Origin of the sequence: Enterobacter sp. GD03975, from assembly GCF_029838645.1 — a bacterium.
GTDB classification, from domain to species: domain Bacteria; phylum Pseudomonadota; class Gammaproteobacteria; order Enterobacterales; family Enterobacteriaceae; genus Enterobacter; species Enterobacter quasihormaechei.
Window position 1 is genome coordinate 408,534 of the sequence record NZ_JAOBZC010000001.1, and the last position, 26,497, is coordinate 435,030.

Genomic DNA, 26,497 nt, shown 5'->3' on the forward strand with positions numbered 1-26,497 from the left:
GCACGCGCAAGGCTCTTCCGCGCCAATAAACCCTTTGTGGATAGCGCAAAATAATGCGTTAAAACAGGTAGTAAAGGCATTAAGCACGGACAATAAGGTGAGCACCAGTCCAGAGATAACACTTCTTTTTATAGTGGCTTCTCCGTTCATTAAAATTCACTATTTATTAACTATTCCGGCCCTCGCTACGCTTAGCGGGGGTAATACAAAAGGCTGATATTTATCAACCGCAACTATAATTCCTGAGGTAAAAGTCACAAAACAAACATGCAAATGACAAGCTTTTGCCGTTTGAAACGATATCTCACAGACCGAGCAAACAATGAAATTTAAGTTAGCGTAATTAATAATAGCGTCGTTTATTTTGTATTTTTTGAATTCCTTACATTCCCACCTATTGCACAAGTGAAATTAACGCTCTATTATTAGGACAACAAACCCACCCCCATTATAAGTTTGAGATTACTACAATGAGCGAAGCACTTAAAATTCTGAACAACATCCGTACTCTTCGTGCGCAGGCAAGAGAATGTACCCTTGAGACGCTTGAAGAAATGCTCGAAAAATTAGAAGTTGTCGTTAACGAACGTCGTGAAGAAGAAAGCGCAGCTGCGGCTGAAATCGAAGAACGTACACGTAAACTGCAACAGTACCGCGAAATGCTGATTGCCGATGGTATCGATCCAAACGAATTGCTGAACAGCATGGCTGCGGCTAAAACCGGCACCAAAGCAAAACGTGCGGCACGTCCAGCTAAATATAGCTACATCGATGAGAACGGCGAAGAGAAAACCTGGACTGGCCAGGGTCGTACTCCTGCTGTAATCAAGAAAGCAATGGACGAACAAGGTAAACAACTGGATGACTTCCTGATCAAGGATTAATCTGGAAAGATTCTGAAAAATCCCGCCAGGTGCGGGATTTTTTTATGCCCGTAATATTCGCCCGAACATCTCCTTACATTCTGTCATATTGCGAGATTCACTATTTAACGTCCTTGACAATCCGCCGACAATTACCAGGTGACAGGCATAAAAAAACCGGTGGGCATCGCCACACCGGTCTTGTTCAGCAGCCTGTGGGTTTATTACTTAATACCCATGCTGCCTTTGAGCCAGGCTTTAAATTCTTCACCCAGGCTGTTATGGCGAATACCATATTCTACGAAGGCCTGCATATAACCGAGTTTATTCCCGCAGTCATGGCTCTTACCTTTCATATGGTAGGCTTCTACGGTCTCTTTCTCGATCAGCATATCGATAGCATCCGTCAGCTGGATCTCATCACCCGCACCTGGAGGCGTTTTCGCCAGCAGCGCCCAGATTTCAGCACTCAGCACGTAACGACCCACGACAGCAAGGTTAGACGGCGCGACGTCAGCTTTAGGTTTTTCAACAACGCCAACCATCGGTACGCTTTCGCCAGGCTTCAGAGCAACGCCTTTGCAGTCAACCACACCGTAAGCGGTTACGTCGTCAACTGGCTCAACCATAATCTGGCTGCTGCCGGTTTCATCAAAGCGTTTAATCATCTCTGCCAGGTTTTCCTGGGAAAGATCGGACTCGTACTCATCAAGAATCACGTCCGGCAGAATAACCGCGACCGGCTCATCACCCACTACCGGGTGTGCACACAGTACTGCGTGCCCCAGACCTTTCGCCAGGCCCTGACGAACCTGCATAATGGTAACGTGCGGAGGGCAAATAGACTGCACTTCCTCCAGCAGCTGGCGCTTAACGCGTTTTTCCAGCATCGCTTCGAGTTCGAAACTGGTATCAAAATGGTTTTCGATAGAGTTTTTAGATGAATGCGTAACCAGCACAATTTCGGTGATGCCTGCTGCAATACATTCATTCACGACATACTGGATTAATGGCTTATCAACCAGAGGCAGCATCTCTTTTGGGATTGCCTTCGTTGCTGGCAACATCCTGGTACCCAATCCCGCCACCGGGATAACGGCCTTTCTGACTTTCGAATTTAGGGCAGCCATTGAAATTCTCCTGAACTGTTCAAGTTTTGAACTTTTATGCATTGAATAACGCGTTGAGTATACAGTCTCAGCCACTAATACGGGTCTGAAAAGAACGCGTTGCCGATCAATTAAGACAAATACGCATGAAACTTGCCGCGATAGTAGCACCGCCAGCAAAAACACAGGTAAAGCAATCTGAAAAATAAAATCTGACTGCTTACTCTGTGGACAACATTAAGCGTAACCGCCCTCCTGCCCCCCAAATTTGGCACTGCCATGAGGTGCAGCGGTGGCTAATTTGATTAAGGTAAGTATTACCCAGCGTGCCCAACGGCACGCCGTTACTCACCTGAATATGGTGTTCTCCAGTATTCAGTGTGGCATTTAAACCCGCAGACACCAGAATAAGGTTATTCAACCCGCTGTGATAATAGCCAACCAGAAGCGGGAACTGCCCCGGTAAATTGGCCTGGCGAAAAAGTTGGTTCACCTGTTTTAGCAAACTGCCTAACTCAGGAAGCCGTTGCCCCTGATGGGATAATTGTTCCTGTAGCAATCCATTAAAGAGCGCTCGCAGTAATAAGGCCGCCAAAACGCCGTTATCTCCCGCTCGGGTAACATCCAGGCAATAAAAGGCGAGGTCGGCGTCCGATAACGGCGCAATATCCAGCACCAGTCCAGGCTGGTCAGCCGCTACCAGCTGACGATAATTTACTCTGCAATGAGAAATATTTTGCTGCACCGGCGGCTGGAGTTCCTGAAGCAGCTTTGCCGCCGCGAGCGGATTACTGACTAAGGCATCCCAGTCCTGAAAAAGACGCTCCTCTTCTTCAACGCGGGAATTAAACATATTGGGATACAGGCAGGCCAATACCGTTTCACGCAGTCGGTTTAAATCTTTGACCGGTTTGAGCAGGATATCCTGCACCCCCAAACGCAATGCCCTGGCAATATCGGCCATATTTTCGGTGGCCGAAATCACGAGTATCGGTGTTTGATAACCTTCATTACGCAGTTTTTCCACCAGCATTAAGCCGTTCATCCGCGGCATCTCGAGATCGCAGATCATCAGGTCAGGCGCAATGCTGGCCATCTTTTCCAGCGCCTCGACGCCATCTTCGGCAAGGGACGTGGTTGCACCCAGCGAGGATAACCACGAATCCAGTAGCGATCGGAAAACGGGCTCGTCTTCAACTATCAAAATGTGTTTTCCGGCCAATGGCTTTGTCATGGTTCCTCCCCTGGCTGACAGTTACTCAATAGTGGCATGCTATTAGTACTATCGCCTGTCAGATTTTGCTGAAGTAATCAAAAAAGTGCTTAACGTGCTGTACGCACAAAAGGCAACAGTTCATCTATTTTCTTTTCGACGGCTAACGAGCCCGCTGCTATGGCGGCCTCAGCCCGGTGGAAATCAAGTGTAGAGATTTGCGGACAATAGGGTTGAATAAGAATATCCGGAGGATCGCCCGCCATACGGTTTCGCTTCAGGCGATTCTCGAGAATTTGTATCGAAGTCGTCATGATTTCAACGGCGTTCGGTGCGGTCACCGCACGACGCGCAGTCAGGCGCCCTATTCTGCCGCGTAAACGCGCATGCCAGGCAAGTTTCTCTTCTTCGGCATCATTGCTGTGAAGATTAACCGACATCAAATCCTGCTGCATAAGGTGAGCGTCGTGTTGTAAATCCACGGCGATGACGATATCCGCGCCCAAGGCCCGCGTCAGTGAGATAGGGACAGGATTCACTACGCCACCGTCAACGAGCCAGTAGCCATTGTGAGGCACAGGCGCCATTAACCCAGGTATACTACAGGAGGCACGTACGGCGAGATGGATATCCCCTTCGGTGAGCCATAACTCCCTGCCCGTACTGAGGTTGGTTGCAACGGCACCAAAAGGCATTTGGCAGTGACTGAAGTCAGCGAGAGGCATTATCTTACGAAACTGATTGAACACGCGTTCGCCGCGCAGCAGGCCACCACGCTGCCAGGAGAGATCCATCAGGCGCAGCACATCCCAGTAACTGAAGGAGCGCACCCAGCTTTCAAGCTCCGGGAGCTTACCGCAGGCGTACGCGGATCCGACCAGCGACCCTATCGAACACCCTGCAACAATATCAACGTCAATTCCCATCTGCTTTAAAGCATTGATAACGCCAATATGCGACCAGCCCCGGGCGGCACCTGAGCCCAACGCCAGTCCAATTTTTACCTTTCTCATTAGCCCTGTTTTACTTCCCCTGGATTCCCGACATAGCGTCAACGTAACTGCTCAGTTAACATATTGCTACCTTAAGCGTTTAACGCCTTATTTTTTGTTCCAGGAAAAGAATTGTGTCTCAACTCTGCCCCTGTGGTAGCGCTCTGGAGTATAGCCTATGTTGCCAGCGATATCTTTCTGGCGAGCAGGTTGCACCAGACCCGTCACACCTTATGCGCTCACGGTATACTGCTTTTGTGATCAAAAACGCAGACTACCTGATTAAAACCTGGCATCCGTCCTGCCATGCGGCCGATTTTCGTCAAGAGATTGAAGCCGGTTTTGCCAACACCGTCTGGCTGGGCCTCACCGTCTTTGATACCGCTCCCGGCCGCGATGCCAACGAAGGCTATGTCAGTTTTGTCGCCCGCTTTAGCGAACAAAACAGACCTGGCGCCATCATTGAACGCTCCCGGTTCTTAAAGGACAGCGGGCAATGGTATTATATTGACGGCACACGTCCGCAGTTCGGTCGTAACGATCCCTGCCCCTGTGGTTCAGGAAAAAAATTTAAAAAGTGTTGCGGCAGCAATGCCTGACAACTCAGACTTCGCAAATACATAAACAGGATTTCCCGGCGATGCAATCACTACAACGTAAAGTTCTGCGCACCATCTGTCCCGATCAAAAAGGGCTGATCGCACGAATCACCAACATTTGCTACAAACATGAACTGAATATCGTGCAGAACAACGAGTTCGTTGACCACCGTACCGGTCGCTTCTTTATGCGTACCGAGCTGGAAGGCATTTTCAACGACACCACCCTGCTTGCCGATCTGGACAGCGCCCTGCCGGAAGGCTCGGTGCGCGAACTGAACCCGGCGGGTCGTCGCCGCATCGTGATTCTGGTCACCAAAGAGGCGCACTGCCTGGGCGATCTGCTGATGAAAGCCAACTACGGTGGCCTGGACGTCGAAATTGCTGCCGTCATCGGCAACCATGAAACGCTGCGTACTCTGGTTGAGCGCTTCGACATTCCGTTCGAGCTGGTCAGCCATGAAGGCCATACCCGTGAAGAACACGACAACCTCATGGCACAGGCCATCGAGGCGCATAACCCGGACTACGTTGTGCTGGCAAAATACATGCGCGTCCTGACGCCGTCCTTCGTGGCACGCTTCCCGAACAAAATCATCAACATTCACCATTCGTTCCTGCCAGCCTTCATTGGCGCGCGTCCATATCACCAGGCTTACGAGCGTGGGGTGAAGATCATTGGTGCGACCGCCCACTACGTGAATGATAATCTGGACGAAGGTCCAATCATCATGCAGGACGTGATTCATGTGGATCACACCTACACGGCAGAAGATATGATGCGAGCGGGCCGTGACGTTGAGAAGAACGTGCTGAGCCGTGCGCTGTATCAGGTTCTTGCCCAGCGCGTTTTCGTGTACGGCAACAGAACGATTATTCTTTAATCCTTTGTAAAATGAATTGATTAGCTTTGCGCCTTTACGGATAAAAAGCAGGCAAACAGCGTCATTTACCTAAAGGAATGCTTTACAGGGGCGTCTCATTTGATATGATGCGCCCCGCTTCCAACAGGAAGCAGGCCAGTAAAAAGCATTACCCCGTGGTGGGGTTCCCGAGCGGCCAAAGGGAGCAGACTGTAAATCTGCCGTCATCGACTTCGAAGGTTCGAATCCTTCCCCCACCACCATCTTCAGCTTTACCTCAAAATATGAATTACCCCTGGTGGGGTTCCCGAGCGGCCAAAGGGAGCAGACTGTAAATCTGCCGTCATCGACTTCGAAGGTTCGAATCCTTCCCCCACCACCATCGCTTTCCAGATCCTTCAGCACTCTCCAAAAGCACAATGCGCCATGTTTCTCCAGTGCGCGGAAGGATGAGAAGCTTCGACCAAGGTTCGATTCGAGCGTAGCGAGAAAGCGTTGCCGCAGGCAACGACCCGAAGGGCGAGGCGCAACGCGCCGAGTCATCCTTCCCCCACCACCATCACTTTCCAGATCCTTCAGCACTCTCCAAAAGCACAATGCGCCATGTTTTCCGATGCCGGGATTAATCCTTCCCTGCCTGTTTTCCCCGGTGGCGCTTCGCTTACCGGGGCTACAACTATATTCGTAGGCCGGGTAAGGCGCAGCCGCCACCCGGCATCCGACCGCGACATCCGCGCTAAACCCAGGCACCAGGCCAAAAAAAACCCCGCAAAAGCGGGGTTTTTTCAAAACAACGGAATCAGCGACGAGCACGCACTACCTGATATTTGCGCGTCAGGTACTCCACCGGCGCGCTCCAGATATGCACCAGACGGGAGAACGGGAACAGCACAAACAGCGTCATACCCAGCACCAGGTGAACGCGGAAGATAAACGCCACGCCGTCCAGATGCTCAGATGCACCGCCGTGGAAGGTCACGACGGACTGCGCCCACCCCACCAGCTTCATCATTTCACTGCCGTCCATATGCTGCGCAGAGAATGGAATAGTCAGCAGACCCAGCGCGCATTGCGCCATCAGCAGGGAGAGGATCAGGATGTCCGCGCCTGTGGTGGTAGCCCGCACGCGTGGGCTGAACAGACGACGTTTCAGCAGCAGCAGACCACCCACCAGGGTCATCACGCCGCAGGCACCCCCGGCGATCATCGCCATCTTCTGCTTCACTTCAATCGGCAGCCACGCTTCGTACATCCAGTGCGGCGTCAGCATCCCCAGGAAGTGACCGGCAAAAATCCCCAAAATCCCGATGTGGAACAGGTTTGACGCCAGGTTCATCCCCTTACGATCCAGCATCTGGCTGGAGGCAGCACGCCAGGTGTACTGGCCATAGTCATAACGCAGCCAGCTTCCCACCAGGAACACGGTGCCCGCGACATACGGGTAAATGTCAAAGAAGAACATATTCAGGAAGTGCATTAGTGCTGTCCTCCGTTAGAGATATTCAAATATTGCGGAGCCACCGCTCCGGCAAAACGACGCTGATGCGCAGAGATTTCAGACTCGCCACAGTTCTGGTCAGCAAAGAATTTCACCTGCTCTTCTTCCCAGACGGCGTCCAGTGCTTGTGGGGTATCGTCGCGAGCTTCATCCGCGATTTTCTCCGCCACTTTTTCGCTGTCGACCGAGGCGTTCGCCAGCTTCACCAGCAGATCAAACAGTACGGCATAGCGGCTCTCACGCTGCTGTAGACGTGCGCCGAGCAGCGCCAGAATGGGAGCGATGTCCTGCAACCCCCCCAGGGCCTCTTCTTTGGGCAGCTGCGCCAGATACTCCAGGTACAGCGGCAGGTGATCCGGCAGCTCGCGGCTGTCGAGTTGCAGGCCGTGCTGTTCGTACTGAGCCATCAGATCCACCATCGCCTGACCACGGTCGCGGGATTCACCGTGAACGTGTTCAAACAGCAGCAGAGACGTCGCACGACCACGGTCAAACAGCTGGCTGTAGTCCGCCTGCGCGTCGAGAAGATCGCGCGCCAGCAGGTCGCGGAGGAAAACGCCCAGCTTCTGGGCATCCTCTTTATCCAGGTTTTCAGATGACGCGAGTGCATCAAAGAGTTCCTGTTGATGCTGCGCAAGCGCAGCATCAGGGTACTCGAGCAGACGCGAAACAATGACGAGTTCAATCATTGGTGCGGCTCCGTTTTGCTGGTCACATCCATCGCGTCAATGCGGCGGCTGTTGAACAGGTTGAATTTACTGTCTGACCCGTGGCAACCGTCGCCAAAGGTAAAGCCACACCCGCTTTTCTCCGGGAAGGCCTCGCGAGCCAGCTCGCGGTGGCTGCTTGGCACCACGAAACGATCTTCGTAGTTAGCGATTGCCAGATAGCGGTACATCTCCTGCGCCTGCGCTTCGGTCAGGCCGACCTCTTCCAGCGCGCGGGTATCGTTAACGCCGTCAACGGTTTCCGCACGTTTGAAGTGACGCATTGCCAGCATACGTTTCAGCGCCAGCAGCACCGGCTGGGTATCTCCGGCGGTCAGCAGGTTGGCCAGGTACTGAACCGGGATACGCAGGCTTTCCACGTCCGGCAGAATACCGTTGCTGCCCAGCTCACCCGCGTCCGCCGCAGACTGAATCGGCGACAGAGGCGGCACGTACCAGACCATCGGCAGCGTGCGGTATTCCGGGTGCAGCGGCAGGGCCAGCTTCCAGTCCATCGCCATTTTGTACACCGGAGACTGCTGCGCGGCGTCAATCACGCTCTGCGGTACGCCGTCTTTCAGCGCCTGCTCAATCACCTTCGGATCGTTCGGATCGAGGAAGACCTCCAGCTGACGCTGATAGAGATCTTTTTCGTTCTCGGTGCTTGCGGCATTCTCAATCGCGTCCGCGTCGTACAGCAGCACGCCGAGGTAACGAATACGGCCTACGCAGCTCTCGGAGCAGACGGTCGGCATACCGGCTTCGATGCGCGGATAGCAGAAGATGCACTTCTCTGACTTACCGCTCTTCCAGTTGAAGTAGATTTTTTTGTACGGGCAGCCGGTGATGCACATACGCCAGCCGCGGCACTTGTCCTGGTCGATCAGCACGATGCCGTCTTCTTCACGCTTGTAGATGGCGCCGCTCGGGCAGGTCGCGACGCACGCCGGGTTCAGGCAGTGTTCGCACAGGCGCGGCAGATACATCATGAAGGTGTTTTCGAACTGGCCGTACATCGCCTTCTGCATGTTCTCGAAGTTCTGGTCCTTCGCGCGTTTTTCGAACTCGCCGCCCAGAATTTCTTCCCAGTTTGGACCGCTGGTAATTTTGTCCATGCGCTTACCGGTGATCAGCGAGCGAGGACGGGCGATCGGCTGGTGTTTGCTTTCCGGCGCGTTGTGCAGGTTCTGATAGTCGTAATCAAACGGCTCGTAGTAATCGTCGATGCCCGGCAGATGCGGGTTAGCAAAGATTTTACCGAGCAGCATCGCGCGGTTACCCATGCGCGGTTGCAGTTTGCCGTTGATTTTACGGATCCAGCCGCCCTTCCACTTCTCCTGGTTTTCCCAGTCGGTCGGGAAGCCGGTGCCCGGCTTGCTTTCCACGTTGTTAAACCAGGCGTACTCCATACCTTCTCGGCTGGTCCAGACGTTTTTACAGGTGACCGAGCAGGTATGACAGCCGATGCATTTATCCAGATTCAGCACCATGCCGACTTGTGAACGAATTTTCATTTTACGCTCTCCTGTACCTGGTCATTACCTTCGCCATCTAACCAGTTAATATTCTTCATCTTACGTACCACCACGAACTCATCGCGGTTCGATCCTACGGTGCCGTAGTAGTTAAAGCCGTAGGCCAGCTGCGCATAGCCACCGATCATGTGGGTTGGCTTCGGCGTAATACGGGTCACGGAGTTGTGAATACCGCCGCGCTGCTCAGTGATCTCTGAACCCGGCAGGTTCACGATACGTTCCTGCGCGTGGTACATCATGGTCATCCCGGCCGGTACGCGCTGGCTCACCACCGCACGCGCCGTCAGGGCGCCGTTGCTGTTGAACACTTCAATCCAGTCGTTATCTTCGATACCCAGATCTTTTGCGTCCGCTTCGCTCATCCAGACAATCGGCCCCCCGCGCGACAGCGTCAGCATCAGCAGGTTGTCGCTGTAGGTGGAGTGGATACCCCACTTCTGGTGCGGCGTCAGGAAGTTCAGTGCCTTCTCCGGGTTACCGTTCGATTTCGCGCCCATTACCGCTTTCACGGAGCGGGTGTCGATTGGCGGACGGTACACCAGCAGGCTTTCACCGAAGTCACGCATCCACTGATGGTCCTGATACAGAGACTGACGACCAGAAAGCGTGCGCCAAGGGATCAGCTCGTGAACGTTGGTATAACCAGCGTTATAGGACACATGCTCATCTTCCAGACCAGACCAGGTCGGGCTGGAGATAATTTTTCGCGGCTGGGCCTGAATATCGCGGAAGCGAATTTTCTCTTCCTCTTTATTCTTCGCCAGATGCGTGTGGTCACGACCAGTAAATTCACTCAGGGCCGCCCACGCTTTCACCGCCACGTGGCCGTTGGTTTCCGGTGCCAGGGTCAGGATCATCTCCGCCGCATCAATTGCCGTGTTCAGCATTGGCTGGCCTTTGGCCGGGCCGTCTGCTTTGGTGTAATTGAGCTTGCGCAGCAGGTCCATTTCGCTCTGGGTATTCCAGGCGATGCCTTTGCCGCCGTTACCGATTTTCTCCATCAGCGGGCCGATAGAGGTAAAGCGCTCGTAGGTTGCCGGGTAATCACGTTCAACCGGAATGATGTGCGGCGCGGTCACGCCCGGGATCAGGTCGCACTCGCCTTTTTTCCAGTCCTTCACGTCAAGCGGCTGCGCCAGTTCGGCAGCGGAGTCGTGCTGGATTGGCAGCGTCACCACGTCGGTCTCTTTGCCCAGGTGGCCTACGCAGACTTCGGAGAATTTCTTCGCGATGTCTTTGTAGATATCCCAGTCGCTTTTCGATTCCCACGCCGGGTCAACGGCGGCAGACAGCGGATGAATAAACGGATGCATATCCGAGGTATTCATGTCGTCTTTTTCGTACCAGGTGGCGGTTGGCAGCACGATATCGGAGTACAGGCAGGTGCTGGACAGACGGAAGTCCAGCGTCACCACCAGATCCAGCTTGCCGTCCAGACCGTTGTCTTTCCATTCCACTTCTTCTGGCTTAACGCCGCCCTGCTTGCCGAGGTCTTTACCCTGAATACCGTTCTCGGTGCCCAGCAGGTATTTCAGCATGTACTCGTGGCCTTTACCGGACGAGCCCAGCAGGTTGGAGCGCCAGATGAACAGGTTGCGCGGATGGTTTTTACCGTTCTCAGGCTGTTCTGCCGCGAAACGAATTGAGCCTTCCTTGAGCGATTTCACGGTGTAATCCACCGGCGACATGCCCGCTTTCTTCGCCTCTTGTGCAATGCGCAGCGGGTTAGTGCCCAGCTGCGGCGCCGACGGCAGCCAGCCCATACGTTCAGCGCGCACGTTGAAATCAATCAGGTGGCCGCTGTAGCGGGATTTATCCGCCATCGGCGACAGCAGTTCCTGCGCGGTAACCGTCTCGTAGCGCCACTGGCTGGAGTGGTTATAGAAGTAGGAAGTGCTGTTCATGTGACGTGCCGGGCGCTGCCAGTCAAGGGCAAACGCCAGCGGCTGCCAGCCGGTCTGCGGACGCAGTTTTTCCTGGCCCACGTAGTGCGCCCAGCCGCCGCCGCTCTGACCGACGCAGCCGCAGAAGATCAGCATGTTGATCAGGCCGCGATAGTTCATATCGAGGTGATACCAGTGGTTCAGACCGGCACCCACGATGATCATCGAACGACCGTGAGTTTTGTCGGCGTTTTCCGCAAATTCACGCGCGATACGGGTGATCTGCGCGCGCGGCACGCCGGTGATCTGCTCCGCCCAGGCCGGGGTATAGGCCTTCACGTCGTCGTAGCTGGTTGCGCAGTTTTCGTCGTTCAGACCGCGCTCCAGGCCATAGTTCGCCATTGTCAGGTCGTAGACCGTCGTGACCAGCGCGGTAGAGCCGTCCGCCAGTTGCAGGCGCTTAACCGGCAGTTTGTGCATCAGGACGTTTTGCAGCTCAACCTTGTTGAAGTGCTCGGAACCTTCACCGCCAAAGTACGGGAAGCCGACATCGGCGATCTCGTCCTGGCTGCCCAGCATGCTGAGGCGCAGTTCCGTCTCTTCGCCGGTGGTGCCGTTACGCTGCTCCAGGTTCCATTTGCCTTTTTCGCCCCAGCGGAAGCCGATAGAACCGTTAGGTGCCACCAGCTCGCCGTTGCTGTTGCAGGCGACCGTTTTCCACTCTGGATTGTTTTCCTGCCCCAGCGCGTCCACCAGATCCGCAGCACGCAGCATACGGCCCGCCGCGTAGTAGCCGTCGCGCTCTTCGAGCATCACCAGCATAGGCATGTCGGTGTAGCGACGGACGTAATCGGTGAAGTACTGGCTTGGCTTGTCGAGGTGGAACTCACGCAGCATGACGTGGCCCATCGCCAGCGCCATTGCGGCATCGGTACCCTGTTTCGGTGCCAGCCACAGGTCGCACAGCTTGGCGATTTCCGCGTAGTCCGGCGTTACCGCGACGGTTTTCGTCCCTTTGTAACGTACTTCGGTGAAGAAGTGCGCATCCGGGGTACGGGTCTGCGGCACGTTAGAGCCCCAGGCGATGATGTAGCTGGAGTTGTACCAGTCGGCAGATTCCGGCACGTCGGTCTGCTCACCCCAGGTCTGCGGTGACGCAGGCGGCAGGTCACAGTACCAGTCGTAGAAGCTCAGGCAGGTCCCACCGATAAGCGACAGGTAGCGCGCGCCGGAAGCGTAAGAGACCATCGACATCGCCGGGATTGGCGAGAAGCCCGCCACGCGGTCAGGACCGTAGGTTTTCACGGTATAGACGTTGGAGGCGGCAATCAGCTCGTTCACCTCTTTCCAGGAAGAACGAACGAAACCACCGCGACCGCGCGCCTGCTTGAAGCTTTTCGCTTTGTCGGCATCTTCAATGATAGAGGCCCACGCATCAACCGGATCGCTGTGCTGCACTTTCGCTTCACGCCACATTTTCATCAGGCGTTTACGCATCAGCGGATATTTCAGACGGTTGGCGCTATAGAGATACCAGGAGTAGCTGGCCCCACGCGGGCAGCCGCGCGGTTCATGGTTCGGCATATCCGGACGGGTACGCGGATAGTCGGTCTGCTGCATTTCCCAGGTCACCAGACCGTTTTTAACGAAAATCTTCCAGCTACATGAGCCAGTGCAGTTTACGCCGTGGGTAGAACGGACAACTTTGTCATGCTGCCAGCGTTGACGGTAACCGTCTTCCCAGTCCCGGTTGGTATCCAGAACCTGGCCGTGCCCATCGGCAAAAGTTTCACCCTTCTGTTTGAAGTAGCGAAACCGGTCCAAAAATTTGCTCATCGGGTATCTCCTGTGTGGAGCCTGTGGCTCTCTAAATCGACATTGCTGATTTGCAGCGAAGGTAACGCTATGAAAGATGGTGAGAATTGATAACGATCAAGGCGAAGGGCGTCTGTCACGGGGGGTATTAGATCAAATACCACCAAAGCGGTATCTGTAATTATTTTTTATATTAATGATTTATATGGATATTTTTTATTTATCGTACAAAAGACGAAGCAAAATTTAACATCTTAGGTATTAAGGGGTAGAAACACCTGTAAAGCGATGGCGATCACAGTGTTACCTGCGAGTGAACGTGAATACGTTTTTTAGTATGTTGTAACTAATAAAGCATAAAAAAAAGCGCGGCACTGAGGCCGCGCAAACGGATAATCAAGCTTACTTGTTTTTCTTGGTATTACGGCCGTATACCAGCCACGTGATGGCCACGCAGGCGATATAGAAGACGAGGAAGACTTTCATCGCACCCGCCGGAGAGCCGGTCAGATCCAGTGAGATACCGAACGCTTTTGGAATAAAGAAGCCACCAATCGCGCCAATTGCAGAGATAAACCCAAGTGCCGCAGCGGTATCGGTGGCGGCTTCACGCATCGCCTGCTCGTCGCTCCCACCCTGCGCTTTAACGCGGTCCATGGTCAGCTTGCGGAAGATGACAGAGATCATCTGGAAGGTAGACGCACTGCCCAGCCCGGCCGTCAGGAACAGCACCATGAAGACGCCGAAGAAGGCAAAGAAGTTACCGCCCTGACCATCAACAGGCAGCGTCAGGAACAGCAGCGCACAGAAGATAGCCATCACAACAAAGTTCACCAGCGTAACGCGAGTCCCGCCCAGACGGTCGGAGATCATCCCGCCCAGCGAACGTGCCAGCGCGCCAATAAATGGACCGAAGAAGGCAAACTGAAGGATCTGCACGTCCGGGAACTGGGTTTTCGACAGCATCGCAAAGCCCGCGGAGAAGCCGATGAACGAGCCGAAGGTTGCCAGATACAACAGCGCCATCACCCACAGGTGGCCGCGTTTCAGCACCGGCAACTGCTCGCTCAGGGAAGCTTTGGACGCGGACAGATCGTTCATGAAGAACCACGCCGCCAGCGTAAAGACCACCAGGAACGGCACCCAGATCCAGGCTGCGTTTTGCAGGAACAGCATTGAACCGTCAGGCTGCGTCACGCCACCGCCACCAAAGGCGGCAAAGATGGAGACGGAGATCGCCAGCGGCGCAAGCAGCTGCATCACGCTCACGCCCATGTTACCCAGACCGCCGTTAATGCCCAGCGCACCGCCCTGCTTCGCTTTCGGGAAGAAGAAGCTGATGTTCGCCATGCTGGACGCAAAGTTCGCACCCGCAAAGCCGCACAGCAGAGAGATGATCACGAACACGCTAAACGGCGTGGAGGTATCCTGCACCGCAAAACCGAGCCATACGCACGGAACGATCATGATCCCGGTACTGAAAGCCGTCCAGCGACGACCGCCGAAGACAGGCACCATAAATGCGTAAGGCACACGCAGCAGTGCACCTGAAAGCGACGGCAACGCGGTCAGCATAAACAGCTGATCGGTGGTAAAGGTAAAGCCCACTTTAGGCAGGTTAACCGCAACCGCACTGAACAACATCCAGACGCAAAACGCAAGTAACAGACATGGAACGGAAATCCACAGATTACGACTTGCTACACGGTGGCCGCGCTGTTGCCAGAACGCCGGATCCTCTGGACGCCAGTCTGTAATTACGGCACCAGTTTCCCTTTCGGGAGCGGAAGAGTGACTCATAGACACCTCTGATTCTCGAATGATGCTGCAAACATTAGGGCTTTAGAGCGGCGGTAAGTTGATATAAATCAAAGGAAAAGTGGGAGGTTTCGCGGTGAAAAAAAAGCCATCACTCTTAGTGAGTAGATGCAAAACGTAAAAAAGGTGTGGTTTTTCACGGTGCTGACGCATCCCTGCTTCGTCCACCCACTAACCGTTACCCCTCCGGCAATTTAGAGGTAATCCTTTATTGGTATGGGTATACTCCGGGGTATGCACCAGAATAGCGCCATTCCTGCAAGCAGGTCACGTCAGGAGCCCGTCAACTCTATGTTAAAAAGATGTTTATCTCCGCTAACGCTGGTTAACCAGCTGGCGCTTATCGTTCTGCTGTCCACCGCTATCGGTGTGACCGGCATGGCTATTTCTGGCTGGCTGGTACAGGGCGTACAGGGTAATGCGCATGCCATCAACGAGGCAGGCTCGCTACGCATGCAGAGTTACCGGCTGCTGGCGTCGGTTCCGCTGACGCAGGCTGACCAGCCGCTTATCGACGAAATGGAGCGTACCGCATTCAGCCCTGAGCTGGAAAGAGCCGCTATTCGTGACGGCCAACAATCTCAGCTTAAGGCGCTTCAGGGCTACTGGCACACCCAGCTGGCGCCCGGGCTAAAGCGGGCGGAAAATCGGGAAACGGTCGCGCAGGATGTCGCCGGGTTTGTGTCACGCATCGACCATCTTGTCAGCTCTTTCGATCGCACGACAGAGTTACGCATTGACCGTGTGGTGATGGTTCATCGTGCGATGGCGCTGTTTATGGGTTTGCTGCTGATTTTCACGGTTATCTGGCTGCGCGCGCGGCTGCTGAACCCCTGGAAACAGCTTCTGGCGATGGCCCGCGCCGTCACTCAACGCGATTTTACCCAACGCACGCACATCAGCGGGCGCAACGAAATGGCGATGCTCGGCGAGGCGCTCAATACGATGTCGGCTGAACTCTCGGAAAGCTATGCGGTACTGGAAAAACGCGTCCAGGAGAAAACCGCCGGGCTTGAGCAGAAAAACGAGATCCTCTCTTTCCTGTGGCAGGCGAACCGTCGCCTGCATATGCAGGTGCCGCTTTGCGAGCGTCTCTCGCCGGTACTGAACGGCCTGCAAAACCTGACCCTGCTCCGCGATCTTGAGCTACGGGTTTACGACGTTGAAGACGAAGAAAACCACCAGGAATTTACCTGTCAGTCGGACATCTCCTGCGACGATAAAGGGTGTCATCTGTGCCCGCGCGGCTTGCCTCCGCTGACCACCAGCGGCACGCCCCTCAAGTGGCGGCTGATGGACAGCCATACCCAGTACGGCATTCTGCTGGCAACCCTGCCCGCCGGGCGTCACCTCAGCCACGACCAGCAGCAGCTTGTGGATACCCTGGTTGAGCAGCTCACGGCCACCCTCGCGCTCGATCGCCACCAGGAAAAACAGCAGCAGCTGATTGTTATGGAGGAGCGCGCCACCATCGCCCGCGAGCTGCACGACTCTATCGCCCAGTCCCTCTCCTGCATGAAGATGCAGGTGAGCTGCCTGCAAATGCAGGACGAAGGCATGCCCGAAAGCAACAAACAGCTGCTCAGCCAGATCCGCAACGAGCTTAACACCTCATGGGTTCAGCTTCGCGAGCTGCTGACCACCTTCCGTTTGCAGCTCACCGAGCCGGGGCTGCGCCCGGCGCTGGAATCCAGCTGCCAGGAATTTAGCGCCCGGCTGGGCTTCCCGGTGAAGCTGGATTACCAGCTGCCGCCGCGTTTTGTCCCCTCTCACCAGGCGATCCATGTGCTGCAAATTGCCCGTGAAGCCCTGAGCAACGTGCTCAAGCACGCCGAGGCAACGGCCGTTACGGTCACCGTCAGCTGCCAGGATAATCAGGTGAAGCTCAGGGTTCAGGATAACGGTCGCGGCGTGCCGGAAAATGCCGAACGAACGAACCATTATGGTTTAATTATCATGCGAGACCGCGCGCAAAGCCTGCGCGGTGATTGCCAGGTTCGCCGGGGAGAGTCAGGTGGCACCGAAGTCGTGGTCACCTTTATACCCGAAAAGTCCCTCATAACTGCTCAAGGAGAAAACCATGACTAATCAGGAACCGGCATCGATCCTGCTGATTGACGATCACCCGATGCTGCGCACTGGCGTTAAACAGCTTGTCAGTATGGCGCCGGATATCACCGTCGTCGGTGAAGCCAGCAACGGTGAACAGGGGATTGAACTTGCCGAATCGCTCGATCCTGATTTGATCTTGCTCGATCTCAACATGCCGGGCATGAATGGCCTGGAAACCCTCGACAAGCTGCGGGAGAAATCCCTTTCTGGCCGGGTGGTGGTCTTCAGCGTCTCCAACCACGAGGAAGACGTGGTCACCGCCCTCAAGCGGGGAGCAGACGGCTATCTGCTGAAGGATATGGAGCCGGAAGATCTGCTCAAGGCGCTGCAACAGGCTGCCGCAGGCGAGATGGTGCTGAGCGAAGCGTTAACGCCGGTGCTGGCCGCCAGCCTGCGTGCGAACCGCGCTACGTCCGATCGTGACGTCAGCCAGCTGACCCCGCGCGAGCGCGACATTCTGAAGCTGATTGCCCAGGGTCTGCCTAACAAAATGATCGCCCGCCGTCTGGACATCACTGAAAGCACGGTCAAGGTGCATGTCAAACACATGCTGAAGAAAATGAAGCTAAAGTCCCGCGTCGAAGCTGCCGTCTGGGTGCATCAGGAACGCATTTTTTAACTTAGTCGTCCGGCAGCAACTTCCACCGTGGATCGTCGTCAGGCATTGCGACGAGCGGTTGCACCACGGAAAGCGTGATCTCATTGGAGGAGACACGCTGCCCATCCTTATCTTCCACCACGGCCACAAGCCGCCATTCGTTTTTCGCCCCTTCCGCGTCGTTCCAGGCGGGCATAATCACGCTCCAGCCATCGCTGCTGTTGCTGTTTGCCGGTGAGGTCAGGCTGAGCGCCTGGGTATCACCCAGCCAGTGGATCTGACGGATACCGTGGGTGCTGCGAATTTGCAGCTTCAGCATGACGGTTTCACCCGGCTTAAGATCCCACGGCGGCGTAGCCAGGTAGACCGAGAGGGTTTTTCGCTGACGAAACTCCATGACGGGCAGATTATCGCGCTCAGGTGAATCATAGCGGCTTCCCCGCAGCGAGCGCGTCGCCGCCACTTCCCCGGCGGAAAGCTGTTTCGCCAGCGGCACGCCAAAACGATAGTTGAGCTTCAGCCCGAGGTTATTCTGGCTAACCCCGCTCTCCCCCTGCTTATGGGCAGCCGTCAGGGTGACCAGTGGAACGGGGGTATAGTTCAGCCCCAGGTTGACCGCGACCGGGTTGTGATACCCCGTACCGCTGTTAAACAGATCGACGTTATCGCCGAAATACTGTTCAAAGCTGACGCTGGTGTTCAGATGATGAAACCAGGGTAGCCAGGCTTTCGCCGTTACGTCGTACCCGCGCGCCATGCGCTGCTCCCGAATGTCGGAACCCGGCTGCCAGCCGGCAAACGGCTGGTAGTAATTGGCCGACAGGCGCAGGTTTTCTCCCCACGCCTCTGCGCCCAATCCGGCGCGTTGCAGGTTGTCTTCAAGCAGGTTGTCGTAAAAGGTGTTGTAGCCAAGCAGCCACTTTCCGGCCACCCAGCGCTGACCAATCCCTACGTTGCTCACCAGCCCATCCGTCTGCTGCGTCAGGCCCAGCTGGCTCCAGCTCAGATAACGGCTGTTATCGTTCCAGGGGATAAACCAGCTGCCGCTGCTGCCGTTGAAGTTCCCTTCGTCATCCACCAGCACGTTGACGCTGGCATTCCCCCAGGGCGAAAGCCAGGATTCAATCTGCTCGTTAACTTCCCCGCTCACGGCATCCCGCACCTTGCCAAACGCGAACTCTCGCGCCTGCTGCCCGGCGGTCAGGCCGTTATCGGTCATACTGGCTTCACCGAAGGCTTTTGCCATTTCAGCCAGGTGCTTTTCGCCCTCGCTCGTCGGTTGTGCCATACCCAGATCCGGCAGGCTATCGCCGTTGTTATCAAACGGGTTTTGCGCCTGCTGCACGAAGGATTTCGGCGCACCGTGAACGGCTCCAGCCGAAATAAAGGGGAGTAACAGCAAAAAACGGATGCGGGACGATACAGCCTTCAACGTCGTCAATAAGAACCTGTGTTTTTGAACAAACACTTATATGTTAACGCCATAAGCCCTGAAAACCAGTCTTAACAGAAATTTCAGGAATATCCTGAAAAGATTTGTCGGGTGGCGGCTATGCCTTACCCGACCTACAAATTTGTACCGGCCCGTAGATCGGGTAAGGCATAGCCGCCACCCGACGCCATTATCCCAACAGCCCTTTCAGCTCCGGCACGCAGGAGCCGCAGTTAGTTCCGCAGCGCAGCTTCACACCGAGCGCTGTCGCAGAATCACAGCCTCCAGCTATCGCCTGGCGTATCGTGTTTTCACCCACGCTGAAGCAGCTACAGATAATTCGTCCGGGATCGGCACCTTCACCCGGCCGTTGTCCGTGCAGCAGCGCATGGCGTTCAGCGATTTGTACGGGCGCAGAAGCAAAGGCTTCTTTAATAAACGCATGCGCCAGCGCCGGCAGCGTATTGCCCTCCCAGTAGCCAAGCATCAGTTCGCCGAGATGCCAGGCCAGTATGCTGCTGCGTTCCCCTGTCTGAGCCACCTGTAGCTGCCAGCCCCGGGCGCTGGCATACGCCATAATCCACGACAGCAGAGGCCGATCTCCCGCTACCGTCAGACGTGAGGCTTTACGCCACCAGCAGACCGACGGCGGCAACGCCGGCAGCTCGCGGGCATACAGTTCTCCCTGCCAGGCGGGGAGCCAGGGCATGATCCTTACCGCCGTTTGTTTACTCTCAGGCTGGCCGGAACAGGCATCCACCCGTCCCTCCACCAGCGCATTGACCTTCCCCTGCCGGGCAAACTGCGCGTTCCAGTGCATCGGCGCAAACAGCTCGCCCGCACGCTGCCCGGGGGAAATACGTACTCTGGCAACCATCACTCCGCGCGGGGAGCTTATCCGCGCCAGCTGGCCGTCCGTCAGGGCTGCGCGGGCCGCATCGGCTGCGCTTATCTCAACAAATGGCTCGTCGATATGCTGCATCAGGCGCGGAACATACCCCGTGCGCGTCATGGTGTGCCACTGATCGCGGATGCGCCCGCTGTTCAGTATTAACGGGTACAGTTCGTTAACGCAGGCCCCATGAGTTGAGGGCTCAACCGGAACAATCGTCCTTTGCGGGAAATCACCGGCGCGCCACTGGTACGGCGCCAGATCGTCCCACGCCTCTCGCGTCAACGACGCCAGCTCGTGCAGGTTCAGGGCCCGTTCGCCGTTATTTTCATAAGCCGTCAGCGCCGCGTGTTCACAAAAGATCTCCTGAGGATGTTCCCAGGCAAAGGCCTCGCCATAGCCGAGCTGGTCTGCGATCCGGGCGACGATCCACCAGTCCGGTTTGGCCTCACCGGGCGCAGGCAGAAAGGCGCGCTGGCGGGAGATACGGCGTTCAGAGTTCGTCACCGTGCCGTTTTTCTCGCCCCACCCCAGGGCGGGAAAACGGATATGGGCAAACCGGCTGGTATCCGTCTCCTGCATCACCTCAGAAACAATAACCAGCGGACAGGCCGCCAGCGCCTGGCACACCGCGTGGCTGTCCGGCAGCGACACGGCGGGGTTGGTGCCCATGATCCACACCGCCTTTACCTCGCCGCGGGCAATGGCGTAAAACAGGTCCACCGCCATCAGGCCCGGGGTCTGCGCCAGCCGCTCGGTGCCCCAGAAGCGGGCCACGCGCGCGAGATCGTCCGGCTCAAAATTCATGTGTGCCGCCAGCTGATTCGCCAGTCCGCCCACTTCCCGCCCGCCCATGGCGTTTGGCTGTCCGGTCAGCGAAAACGGGCCGCAGCCCGGACGGTTGAACTTCCCGCTGGCAAGATGCACGTTAATGATGGCGTTACACTTGTCGCTGCCGCTGGAGGACTGGTTGATCCCCATGGTGTAGAGCGTGATCGCGCGGGGCGCGGTGACAAACCAGTCGTAGAAGGTGCCAATCTCGTCTGGCGTCAGGTCGCAAAACGCCGCCACGCGAGGGATAGTCCACTCGCCGCTCCCCTGAATCAGGTTGAGCAACCCCACAAACAGCCCGGCGTCGCTGCCGGGTTTCAGCGCCAGATGCAGGTCTGCGACATCGCAGGTGGCGGTTTTGCGCGGATCGATCGCGACCACTTTCATCTGCGGATTGTTGTGTTTGGCCTGCACCAGCCGCTGATACAGCACAGGATGCGTCCAGGCCGCGTTGGACCCGACCAGCACCACCAGATCGCTGTTTTCCACATCTTCGTAGCTGCACGGCACCACGTCTTCACCGAAGGCGCGTTTGTAGCCCGCCACCGCCGACGACATACACAGCCGCGAGTTGGTATCAATGTTCGCCGCTCCGATAAATCCTTTCATCAGCTTGTTGGCGGCATAGTAATCCTCGGTCAACAGCTGGCCGGAGGCGTAAAACGCTACCGCATGTGGCCCCCATTCGCTGATGATGTTCCGCAGCCGCTCGCCCGCTTCGCCCAGCGCCTCGGGCCAGTCTACCTCCAGGCCGTCGACCATCGGGCGCAGCAGGCGTCCCTGCAACCCCGTCGTTTCTCCGAGGGCGGATCCCTTCACGCACAGCCGCCCAAAATTCGCAGGATGGGTTTCATCTCCCCGAATGCTTACCTTTTCGCCGTCTACGCTGGCGACCACCCCGCAGCCCACGCCGCAGTAAGGGCACGTTGTCCGGGTTTCCGTCATGAGGCCTCCGCGCGCATCACCAGCTCTTCGTTGCCAACCCACACCTTGCCGTTTTCGATTTTTACCGGCCAGGCGCGCACCGCGGGTTCGCCGCTCTCCACCTGACAGCCGTCGCGCAGGCGAATGCGCTGCTTGTAGAGCGGAGAGACAACGACCGGTTCGCCCGCCGCATCGCCGAGGATGCCGCGCGAAAGCACGTTCGCGCGGCTACCCGGTTCCCGATCGTCGAGGGCATAAACGGTTTGACCAAAGCGGAACAGCGCAATCGGTTTGCGCCCAAGATGCGCGCCGATGCCCGCCTGCTCCGGGATATCGTCAATGCCGCAAATTTCCTGCCAGCGCTTGCTTTCCTCCACGACAGGGAGGTTCACCGCGGTGCGGAACAGCGCCAGGCGGTCAGGATCGTTAAGGGTGGTTTGCCATTCACACTGGTACGTCTCTACTACCCGGGCCATCTCCTGCTCCAGCTCGTGGGCGATCCCGAGGCTGTCGTTCAGGATCACCTCACGCAGATAGTCGAGGCCGCCTTCCAGGTTGTCCATCCAGGTACTGGTGCGTTGCAGGCGATCTGCCGTGCGGATATAGAACATCAGGAAGCGGTCGACGGTGCGGATCAGCGTTTCGTCGTCCAGATCGCTGGCGAAGAGATCCGCGTGGCGCGGCTTCATCCCGCCGTTGCCGCACAGGTAAAGGTTCCAGCCTTTATCCGTGGCAATCACCCCCACGTCCTTGCTCTGCGCCTCTGCGCACTCGCGGGTACAGCCGGAAACCGCCATTTTAATTTTGTGCGGCGCGCGCAGCCCCTTGTAGCGGTGCTCCAGCCTGACCGCGAGGCTGGTAGAGTCCTGAACGCCGTAGCGGCACCAGGTCGACCCGACGCAGGATTTCACCGTGCGCAGGGATTTTCCATAGGCGTGCCCGGTTTCAAACCCTGCCTCAACCAGCGCCTGCCAGATCTCCGGCAACTGTTCGAGCGTGGCGCCAAACAGGTCAATACGCTGCCCGCCGGTGATTTTGCTGTAAAGGCTATAGCGTTTCGCAATCTGGCCGATGGCGATCAGCCCGTCGGCGGTCACTTCACCCGCAGGCATGCGCGGCACGATAGAGTACGTCCCGTCCTTCTGGATATTGGCGAAGTATCGGTCGTTGGTATCCTGCAACGGCAGGTGCGCCGGTTTGAGCAGATACTCGTTCCAGCAGGAGGCCAGCACGGACCCCACCAGCGGCTTACAGATCTCGCACCCGTGCCCCTGACCGTAGCGGCTGATAAGCTGGTCGAAGGTTCGGATATGGTTGACGCGCACGAGGTGGTAAATCTCCTGGCGCGAGTACGGGAAGTGTTCGCAGATGTCCTTTTTCACCTCCACGCCCTGCTCCGCAAGCTGGAACTCCATCACCTGCTTCACCAGCGCGCTACAGCCACCGCAGCCGGTCGCCGCTCTGGTGCACTGCTTAATGGCGCCGAGATCCGTTGCCCCCGCGCTCACCGCCTGACAAATATCGCCTTTGCTGACGTTATGACACGAACAGATCTGCGCGCTTTCCGGCAGCGCCGCCACGCCCAGCGCTTTCGGCGCGCTGCCTGACGAAGCCGGTAAGATCAGCGTTTCCGGCGCTTTTGGCAGACTGATGCCGTTGAGCATCATCTGCACCAGCGTGGCGTATTCGCTGGCATCGCCCACCAGCACGCCGCCTAGCAGAGTTTTGCTGTCGTGGCTGACCACGATTTTTTTGTAGATTTGCTGTGGCCCATGCGTCCACTGGTAGCTTAGCGCCCCCGGCGTGCGCCCGTGGGCATCCCCAAACGACGCCACGTCCACGCCGAGCAGCTTGAGCTTGGTGCTCATATCCGCACCGGTGAAGCGTTTTTCCTCACCCGCCAGCACGGCGGCGGCCACGCGCGCCATCTGATAGCCCGGGGCCACCAGACCAAAGATTTTCCCCTCCCACAGGGCGCATTCACCGATGGCAAACACGTTCGGATCGGAGGTCCGGCAGCCATCGTCAATGCAAATCCCGCCGCGCTCACCGATAGCCAGCCCGCCGCTGCGCGCCAGCGCGTCCTGCGGACGAATGCCGGCAGAGAAGACCACCATGTCCGTTTCGAGATGTTCACCGTCGGCGAAGCGCAGCACCAGCCCGTCGGGCGTCGAAGCAATTTCCGTGGTGGCTTTACTGGTGTGAACGCCAACGCCCAGCGCCTCGATTTTCCTGCGCAGCATCGCCGCGCCGTCATTGTCGAGCTGCACCGCCATCAGATTCGGCGCGAACTCCACCACGTGGGTTTCCAGCCCAAGCTGTTTGAGTGCATTTGCCGCCTCCAGCCCGAGCAGGCCGCCGCCAATCACCACGCCGCGGCGCGAGCCCGCCGCGTGGGCCGCGATATTGTCCAGGTCGTCAAGGGTACGGTAGACAAAGCATCCCGGCAGATCGTTGCCCGGTACCGGCGGCACGAAGGGGTACGAGCCTGTGGCCAGCACCAGCTTGTCCCAGTGGGTCTCATGGCCGCTGGCGGTACGTACCACGTGCGCTTCACGATCGACAGCGACGATCTGCTGCGACAGGCGCAGCTCAATGCCGTTGTCGGCAAAGAAATCTCCCTCCGCCAGCGAGAGCGAGTTTGCGCTGCGTCCACCAAAATACTCCGACAGATGCACGCGGTCGTAGGCGGCATAGCGCTCTTCGCCAAAGACAACGATCTGATACTGCTGATGCAGATTGCGGTTAACGCAGTCTTCGAGGAAATGATGGCCGGCCATACCGTGCCCAACCACCACCAGAGTAGGTTTTGTCATAGCGTTCTGTCCTGCAACCTGCGGTTGCGTTGTGAAACGATCGAACAGCCAGTCCGCGTGTGCGGGCGCAGCCGTTGCCAGTAAATCGGTAAATGTCGCCGCGCTGCGGCAGTCGCCCATCAGCAGCACGCCAGCCAGCGCCCCGCGATGGATCAGTAAACGACGATAGTGGCGGGTCAGCGGATCCCATGAGCTCCAGACCACATCGTCCGCGCACGCCGTGGCGCGACCGAGGCTAAACAGCTCCACGCCGGTCACCTTTAGGCGCACGCCGTTGTCAGTCAGGGTAAAGGGCGCGGTTACGTCACCGGCGAGGCGCGCGGCCAGGATGTCCGCCTGCGCCAGACAGGGGGCGACCAGGCCAAACCTCTGGCCGTCAATTTCGCAGCACTCGCCAATGGCGTAGATATTCGGCACGGAGGTTTGCATCTGCTGATCCACCACAATGCCGCGCACGCAGCGAATGCCGCTGGCCCGCGCCAGCGCAACGTTGGGCTGCACGCCAGTCGCCAGCACCACGCGCGTGGCGTCGATGCGGCGTCCGTTGAGCAGCGTCACGCTATTCGCGTTGATCGCCGCGATGCCGGAGGCGAGCTCACAGCGCACGCCCCGCTCCGCCAGCGCCTCTTCCAGCAGCACGCTCGCCTGCTGGTCAAGCTGCTGCTCCATCAGCCACGGGCCGCGATGCACAAGCGTGACGTTGTCACCTGAAAGGGCCAGCGCGGCCGCCGCCTCCACGCCGAGCACCCCGCCGCCCAACACGACTGCCGGTCCGGAGATGTTCTGAATGGCGCAGGTTTCTGCCAGGGTGCGAAAGGTAAACACGTGCGGCGCGTCGCCGCCGGGGATCGGCGGCACAACAGGTGTCGACCCGGTGGCAAACACCAGCGCATCCCAGCTCAGCGTGCGGGCGGTGGTATGCACTTCATGCGCGTTCAGGTCAACGCCGAGCGCCGTTTCTCCTCGCAGCACCGTCACGCCTCGTGCCGTATACCAGCCTTCATCGTGCAGAGAGAGGTGCTCCGCCTGCTTCTCTCCGCCGAGAACCGGTGAGAGCTGGATGCGGTTATAGGCATGCTGCGGCTCGTCACCGATTACCGTAATCGCAACGCGACCGGGCGCACGCTCGGTCAGCGAAGCAATCAGCCGGGTTGCCGCCATACCATTACCGATAATGACCAGTCGCATCGTGCCTCCCCGTTACGCCGCTTTCGGCTGTTTTTCGTAGAGGAAATGGAGGATTTGCTGGCGCATGTGGTGATAGCGGCCGTCGTCCGCCAGCTGCACCCGGTTGCGCGGGCGCGGCAGATCGACGCGCAGGATCTCGCCCACGGTGGCCGCCGGGCCGTTGGTCATCATCAGCACCCGGTCAGAAAGCAGCACCGCCTCGTCCACGTCGTGGGTGATGAGCACAATGGTGGTGTTCAGCGCCTGCTGGATCTGCATCACCGAGTCCTGCAAATGGGCTCGCGTCAGGGCATCCAGCGCGCCAAACGGCTCATCCATCAGCAGCACTTTGGGTTTCATCGCCAGCGCCCGGGCAATCCCCACGCGCTGCTTCATGCCGCCGGAGATCTCCCCGGGGCGCTTATGCAGCGCGTGGCCCATCTGCACGCGGTCGAGGTTGTGCTCAATCCACTCTTTGCGCTCCGCCTTGCTCATGGTGTGACGGAAGACCTGATCCACCGCCAGCGCCACGTTGTCGAAGCAGGTTAACCACGGCAGCAGCGAATGGTTCTGGAACACCACCGCGCGCTCTGGCCCCGGCCCGGCGATTTCGCGGTTGTCGCAAATCAGTCCGCCTTCCGTAGGCAGCGCGATCCCGGCGATCAGGTTTAACAGCGTCGATTTGCCGCAGCCGGAGTGACCAATCAGACTGACGGTTTCGCCCTCGTGGATATCGAAAGAGACGTTTTGTAGCGCCAGAAACTCGCCGCTGGCAGTGGAAAAACGCTGGCTCACGGCCTGGACCTGAATTAACGGTTTCATCTTTGCTC

Annotated in this window: 17 protein-coding genes, 2 tRNA genes and 1 other RNA gene; 8 read left to right on the top strand and 12 right to left on the bottom strand. The window is 57.2% G+C overall.

Features of this window, described 5'->3' with window-relative positions; all coding sequences use genetic code 11:
- Nucleotides 1-470 precede the first annotated feature (470 nt).
- Nucleotides 471-884, top strand: coding sequence for a histone-like nucleoid-structuring protein H-NS (gene hns, locus N5C09_RS01880; protein WP_003856724.1), 414 nt, complete (start codon nt 471-473; stop codon nt 882-884).
- Between the two features lie 203 nt (nt 885-1,087).
- On the opposite strand, the gene galU is transcribed toward hns, so the two are convergent.
- The 3 genes from galU to rssA form a co-directional block, all read right to left on the bottom strand.
- A complete protein-coding gene (galU, locus tag N5C09_RS01885; RefSeq protein WP_063452245.1) occupies nt 1,088-1,993 on the bottom strand; it encodes a UTP--glucose-1-phosphate uridylyltransferase GalU in 906 nt (301 codons plus the stop codon).
- Between the two features lie 199 nt (nt 1,994-2,192).
- Nucleotides 2,193-3,206, bottom strand: a complete 1,014-nt coding sequence (gene rssB, locus N5C09_RS01890; protein ID WP_279748338.1) for a two-component system response regulator RssB — start codon at nt 3,204-3,206, stop codon at nt 2,193-2,195.
- Between the two features lie 89 nt (nt 3,207-3,295).
- On the bottom strand, nt 3,296-4,198 hold the full coding sequence (rssA, locus tag N5C09_RS01895; protein WP_063866537.1) for a patatin-like phospholipase RssA: 903 nt from the start codon (nt 4,196-4,198) through the stop codon (nt 3,296-3,298).
- A gap of 113 nt (nt 4,199-4,311) precedes the next feature.
- Here rssA and N5C09_RS01900 point away from each other — a divergent pair, with 113 nt between their 5' ends.
- The 5 genes from N5C09_RS01900 to N5C09_RS01920 all read left to right on the top strand — a co-directional run bounded on the left by N5C09_RS01900 (nt 4,312) and on the right by N5C09_RS01920 (nt 6,198).
- Nucleotides 4,312-4,776 (top strand): YchJ family protein, encoded by a 465-nt coding sequence (locus tag N5C09_RS01900; RefSeq protein ID WP_279748339.1) that lies wholly within the window; start codon nt 4,312-4,314, stop codon nt 4,774-4,776.
- A 41-nt stretch (nt 4,777-4,817) separates the two neighbouring features.
- Nucleotides 4,818-5,660, top strand: coding sequence for a formyltetrahydrofolate deformylase (gene purU / locus N5C09_RS01905; protein ID WP_063452241.1), 843 nt, complete (start codon nt 4,818-4,820; stop codon nt 5,658-5,660).
- A 157-nt stretch (nt 5,661-5,817) separates the two neighbouring features.
- Nucleotides 5,818-5,902, top strand: a tRNA-Tyr gene (locus N5C09_RS01910).
- 34 nt (nt 5,903-5,936) lie between these two features.
- Nucleotides 5,937-6,021: transfer RNA gene (locus N5C09_RS01915), tRNA-Tyr, on the top strand.
- A 46-nt stretch (nt 6,022-6,067) separates the two neighbouring features.
- Nucleotides 6,068-6,198: non-coding RNA, RtT sRNA (locus N5C09_RS01920), on the top strand.
- A 240-nt stretch (nt 6,199-6,438) separates the two neighbouring features.
- Here N5C09_RS01920 and narI read toward each other — a convergent pair.
- The 5 genes from narI to N5C09_RS01945 all read right to left on the bottom strand — a co-directional run bounded on the left by narI (nt 6,439) and on the right by N5C09_RS01945 (nt 14,877).
- On the bottom strand, nt 6,439-7,116 hold the full coding sequence (narI, locus tag N5C09_RS01925) for a respiratory nitrate reductase subunit gamma (RefSeq protein WP_279748340.1): 678 nt from the start codon (nt 7,114-7,116) through the stop codon (nt 6,439-6,441).
- The gene (gene narJ, locus N5C09_RS01930) at nt 7,116-7,826 is read right to left on the bottom strand and encodes a nitrate reductase molybdenum cofactor assembly chaperone (RefSeq protein WP_063866535.1); all 711 of its coding nucleotides are present in this window, start codon (nt 7,824-7,826) and stop codon (nt 7,116-7,118) included. Before narJ ends, narI begins: the two co-directional genes overlap by 1 nt.
- Nucleotides 7,823-9,358 carry a nitrate reductase subunit beta gene (gene narH / locus N5C09_RS01935; RefSeq protein ID WP_279748341.1) on the bottom strand — a complete coding sequence of 512 codons (1,536 nt, stop codon included), beginning with the start codon at nt 9,356-9,358 and terminating at the stop codon, nt 7,823-7,825. Before narH ends, narJ begins: the two co-directional genes overlap by 4 nt.
- A complete protein-coding gene (locus N5C09_RS01940) occupies nt 9,355-13,098 on the bottom strand; it encodes a nitrate reductase subunit alpha (RefSeq protein WP_193037711.1) in 3,744 nt (1,247 codons plus the stop codon). Before N5C09_RS01940 ends, narH begins: the two co-directional genes overlap by 4 nt.
- A 381-nt stretch (nt 13,099-13,479) precedes the next feature.
- Nucleotides 13,480-14,877: a NarK family nitrate/nitrite MFS transporter gene (locus tag N5C09_RS01945; protein WP_063452236.1), complete on the bottom strand. Its 1,398-nt coding sequence runs from the start codon at nt 14,875-14,877 to the stop codon at nt 13,480-13,482.
- A gap of 309 nt (nt 14,878-15,186) precedes the next feature.
- Between N5C09_RS01945 and narX the strand changes: the two genes are divergently transcribed.
- The gene (gene narX, locus N5C09_RS01950; RefSeq protein WP_279748342.1) at nt 15,187-16,983 is read left to right on the top strand and encodes a nitrate/nitrite two-component system sensor histidine kinase NarX; all 1,797 of its coding nucleotides are present in this window, start codon (nt 15,187-15,189) and stop codon (nt 16,981-16,983) included.
- Entirely contained in the window at nt 16,976-17,626 is a 651-nt protein-coding gene (narL, locus tag N5C09_RS01955; protein ID WP_003856701.1) for a two-component system response regulator NarL, read from the top strand. The genes narX and narL overlap by 8 nt, the downstream gene beginning before the upstream one ends.
- Nucleotide 17,627: 1 nt before the next feature.
- On the opposite strand, the gene N5C09_RS01960 is transcribed toward narL, so the two are convergent.
- The 4 genes from N5C09_RS01960 to N5C09_RS01975 all read right to left on the bottom strand — a co-directional run bounded on the left by N5C09_RS01960 (nt 17,628) and on the right by N5C09_RS01975 (nt 26,489).
- A complete protein-coding gene (locus tag N5C09_RS01960) occupies nt 17,628-19,046 on the bottom strand; it encodes a YchO/YchP family invasin (RefSeq protein ID WP_279748343.1) in 1,419 nt (472 codons plus the stop codon).
- A 181-nt stretch (nt 19,047-19,227) separates the two neighbouring features.
- Nucleotides 19,228-21,705, bottom strand: a complete 2,478-nt coding sequence (locus tag N5C09_RS01965) for a nitrate reductase (protein ID WP_279748344.1) — start codon at nt 21,703-21,705, stop codon at nt 19,228-19,230.
- Entirely contained in the window at nt 21,702-25,688 is a 3,987-nt protein-coding gene (gene nirB, locus N5C09_RS01970; protein WP_279748345.1) for a nitrite reductase large subunit NirB, read from the bottom strand. The genes N5C09_RS01965 and nirB overlap by 4 nt, the downstream gene beginning before the upstream one ends.
- Nucleotides 25,689-25,700: 12 nt before the next feature.
- Nucleotides 25,701-26,489: an ABC transporter ATP-binding protein gene (locus tag N5C09_RS01975; protein WP_063865895.1), complete on the bottom strand. Its 789-nt coding sequence runs from the start codon at nt 26,487-26,489 to the stop codon at nt 25,701-25,703.
- Nucleotides 26,490-26,497 lie beyond the last annotated feature (8 nt).